The organism is Candidatus Propionivibrio aalborgensis (assembly GCF_900089945.1).
In the GTDB taxonomy this organism is placed as follows: Bacteria; Pseudomonadota; Gammaproteobacteria; order Burkholderiales; family Rhodocyclaceae; genus Propionivibrio; species Propionivibrio aalborgensis.
Genome location: NZ_FLQY01000218.1, coordinates 1 through 4251, shown reverse-complemented (window position 1 = coordinate 4251; position 4251 = coordinate 1). Strand labels below are relative to the sequence as shown.

The 4251-nt window shown below is 55.4% G+C and carries 2 protein-coding genes, 1 tRNA gene and 1 pseudogene; all 4 read right to left on the bottom strand.

The window, feature by feature from the left end; all coding sequences use genetic code 11:
• Positions 1–509 (bottom strand): annotated as a pseudogene (locus tag PROAA_RS11130) (alpha-D-glucose phosphate-specific phosphoglucomutase); the annotation flags it as partial.
• A gap of 35 nt (positions 510–544) precedes the next feature.
• A complete protein-coding gene (gene pgi / locus PROAA_RS11125; protein ID WP_186411410.1) occupies positions 545–2182 on the bottom strand; it encodes a glucose-6-phosphate isomerase in 1638 nt (545 codons plus the stop codon).
• Positions 2183–2624: 442 nt separating this feature from the next.
• Positions 2625–2700, bottom strand: a tRNA-Phe gene (locus PROAA_RS11120).
• 84 nt (positions 2701–2784) lie between these two features.
• On the bottom strand, positions 2785–4251 hold a 1467-nt coding region (locus PROAA_RS11115; RefSeq protein ID WP_222102220.1), incomplete at its 5' end, for a sensor histidine kinase.

Below are 4251 nucleotides of genomic sequence, written 5' to 3'. Positions count from 1 at the left end.
CGCGTCTCGCCAAGACAGCCCAAGTCGATATCGGCAGACTCAACGATCCGATAGGCGCTGATTTCCTGCGTCCGCTGGTAAACGGCGTCAGTGAAGGTTTCATTCGCCGGACCACCGTTTCCGAGGTTATATTTTATGCCGAAGTCGTCATCCGGCCCGCCCGGGTTGTGACTGGCCGACAAGATGATGCCGCCAAAAGCTCCCTGTTTGCGAATTACCGCACTGGCAGCCGGCGTGGACAAAATACCGTTGCAACCGACAAGAACCCGGCCAAATCCGGCGGCGGCTGCCATACGCAGGATAGTCTGGATAGCCACATCGTTGAAATAGCGACCATCGCCACCAAGGACCAGCGTTTCCCCCTGTTGCCCGTCCAGATTGTCAAAAATGGCTTGTACAAAATTCTCGAGATACCCAGGCTGCCTGAAGACTTTGACTTTCTTGCGCAATCCTGAAGTACCAGGCTTCTGCCCGGAGAAAGGGGTCGTAGCAACGGAGATAATTTTCATGTCATTCCTCAAGGGTAATCACGCTTGATTGAGTATTATTTGAGATGCTTGCGACTGAAAGCCAACAACCCCCGTGTTGATGCATCGAGCGTCTTGTCCAACTCCGGGTCATACACAGCGGGCAGGATACGGTTTGCTACCGCCTTGCCAAGCTCAACCCCCCATTGATCAAACGAGTTAATCCCCCAGATTGCGCCTTGCACGAACACCTTGTGCTCGTAAAGCGCAATAAGCGCACCGAGCGTACCCGGATTAAGACTGGTCAGCAGCAAGGTTGATGAAGGCTGGTTGCCAGCAAAAACACGGTGCGGCAACAGGTCGGCGACCTCCTGCGGACTAAGCGACTCCTTTTCCAAGTCGGTACGTACTTCACCTTCATTCTTGCCGAATGCCAAAGCGGCACTCTGCGCGAAGCAGTTGGAAAGGAGAGCCTCCTGATGCTTCGGTAGCGGAAAATCGGAACGTACGGCAGCGATGAAGTCGCAGGGCACCACACGTCCACCCTGATGCAGGAGCTGGAAAAAGGCGTGTTGCCCGTTATTGCCCAGCTCACCCCAGACAATGGGTGATGTCGCACAGTCAAGCGCTTCCCCGCCAATGGTGACGGACTTGCCATTGCTTTCCATCTCAAGTTGTTGCAGGAACGACGGGAAGTACTTGAGCGATTCGTTGTACGGCAACACCGAATTTGTAGAGGCACCGAGGAAGTTGGTATTCCAGATGCCGATGAGCGCCATGACCACCGGCAAATTCCGCTCGAATGGCGTAGTGCGAAAATGCTCGTCCATGCGCTCTGCTCCACGCAGCATTTCGTCGAACGCATGCGGCCCGATCGCGATCATCAACGCCAATCCAACGGCAGACCACAAGGAATACCTCCCGCCAACCCAATCCCAGATCGGGAAAACCAGATCACCGCTGACACCGAACTCAACCGCTCGCTCAGGTTTGCTGGAGACCGCTGCGAAATGGTTTTCTGAAACCAGTTCGTCGCCAAGATTCGCTCGCAACCAGTCACGCGCCGTATTCGCGTTGAACATGGTTTCCTGTGTGGTGAAGGTCTTGCTGGCGACAATAAACAGCGTCGTACGCGGATCCAGCGTCTGGAGCAGTGGCGCCATCTGCGCCCCATCCAGGTTCGACACATAGTGAACCCCAAGTGCGGGATGGCTGACAGAGCGCAGAGCCTGGCCCATCATCTTGGGGCCCAGATCCGAACCGCCGATACCGATATTGACGACATCCCGAATCGGCATTCCCTTGTGCCCAACGCATTTGCCCGAACGCAGGCGCTCGGCGAATTCGGCCATGCGCCGTCTCGTTTCAATCACCTCCGGCATCACATCAAACTGGCTGCTCGGGAACGGCCCGGAAGAACGTCTCAAAGCAACATGCAGGACTGAACGCCCCTCGCTGATGTTGATGCGCTCACCGGCAAACATGCGTTCTGTCGAGTCTGAAACCCGTGCCTCGGTAGCCAGTGCGGCAAGCAAACCGAGCGTCTCGGCGGACATGCGCTGCTTGGAGAAATCATAGTGGATACCGTCGAACGAAAGGGTCAATGATTCCACGCGCTTTGGATCGCCGGAAAACAATTCCCTCAAGTGTGTCTTCCCGAACGCTTGGCGATGGGCATTTAGGGCCGCCCATGCGGGCGAGGCAGTGATCGTCATTGTGTAACACCCCTTTACTATTATTACTTGGTGGACTCCACGTCGTGGCCGCCAAACCGCGCAGCACATAACGTAATCGGGTCTATTCTATGCGAAATATTTACCCTCCAGCGATACTCAATTCATAATAATTTGGATACAAACTGGATGCAGATTGGAATGGATTCGGGGCTTCCGACGAAACAACAGCTCGCCAATCATGTTTTGTCGCGCCAATATCTGACGGAAAAACAAATAGATTCAATTTGTTGCAAAGGTTGCCTGTGCTGCATGTGCCGTAGTCGCAAAGACTCACCCGTAGCAAGTGAAGCTTTGGAACCGGTGGCCACACGGCATTTTGCTACTGTAGATACGGGATCTTCGAGCACTTCCCTCGGTCACGTTTCTATCACGGTCCCCAAACAACAAAGGCCTGACCTTACGGTCAAGCCCTTGGCGGTACTGGTGGCCAGTCGCGGAATCGAACCACGGACACGCGGATTTTCAGTCCGCTGCTCTACCAACTGAGCTAACTGGCCAAAGAAGGCGGCATTATAGCGGGCCGCCCTTGCTTCGTCAAAAACAAACGGGTGATTTGAATGCGAGCTTGTCTCAGGTAGAACTCAGGCCAAACCGGCCTGCTTGCGCTCTGGATCGACACCGCTTGACGTGTCCAAACGATGCGCCGAGAACACCAGTCGCGCAATCGATCCCGGGACCCGGTTACCTTGATCATCGGGGGTACGCGGACGAAGGCTCGCAGCGGCTCGGTGCAATTCAGCGATTTCTCGTACGATGGCAAGCCCCAGACCGCTGCCCTCGACGCCGGTGCCATCAACACGGTAAAAGCGGTCGAAAACGTTATGCGCGTCTTCATCGGAGATTCCGATGCCGCTGTCTTCGATTTCAAGCAGGACAAAGTCGCCCTGTGCCACAACGCGGGCGGTAACGCGACCTTCATCTGGTGTATAGCGCAAAGCATTGTCAAGGAGGTTGTTGATCATCTCGCGTAACAGGAAGTCGTTGCCCAGGACATGCACCGGGCCTGCCGGCTCGTAACCGAGATCAATATGCCGGTCCAGTGCACGTATTACCCAAGTTTCGACAATGTCATGCAGCAATCGATCGAGGTCAACCGGTACCAGCGCCTGCTCGGAAAGTTCACTCGCTTCGGCGCGCGCCAGTGCAAGCAGTTGATCGACCAAATGCGACGCGCGATCAACGCTGCTCGAAATATTCTGCAATGCATAGCGCAGATGTCCTGGGTCGTTCTCGCGCATGGCCAGCTGAGCCTGCATTTTCAGGCCGGTAAGCGGCGTGCGCATCTGATGCGCCGCATCTGAAATGAAACGACGCTGCGCATCCATATTGTGCTGCATGCGTACCAGCATGGCATTGAACGCTTCGGTGAGCGGCTGCAGTTCCTCCGGAACCCGGCTTGCTGGAATCGGCGAAAGATCGGCCTCTCGGCGCGACTCGATTCGCTCGCGAAGGCGCGTCAAGGGGCGCAAGCCTTGTGACAGCCCGAACCAGACGAGAACAACGGCAAGGGGAATGATCACGAATTGCGGCAAGATTACACTGGCGATAATCTTGTTGGAAAGCTGAGAGCGCTTTTCAAGGGTTTCGCCAACTTCGACCAGAATCCAGTTCTCACGAGGCGCGTCTGGCTCCGCGAGGTACATAAAAGCAACCCTCAGATCCTGTCCACTTGAATCATCGTCGCGAAAGTAGACTTCTCCCGGTTCAAGCTTCTTCGGGACGTCGGTCGTTTTAAGCGGAGGCAACTCGGAATCCCCCGCGATCAACCGCCCGCCCTCCCCGAGTACATGGAAATATACGCTGTCAATCTCATCCGAGCGTAATAGAGAGCGTGAAGACTTGGGAAAAGTGATTTGTGGCCGCCCGTCGACAAACTTGAGCTTTCGCGAAATCTCGGTCACTTGATCACGCAAAGCCTGGTCGTAGGGAAAATTCGCAACGCTGGTGGAAAAGAAGTGTGTGACGGCAATGCTGACCGGCCACACAAACAACAGCGGCGCCAGCATCCAATCCAGAATCTCCCCGAACAGCGAGCGCTGGGTGTCAAG

Bases quoted from the DNA above. Each gene is read 5' to 3' on its own strand.
- pgi (WP_186411410.1), bottom strand. From the start codon at position 2,182: ATGACGATCACTGCCTCGCCCGCATGGGCGGCCCTAAATGCCCATCGC.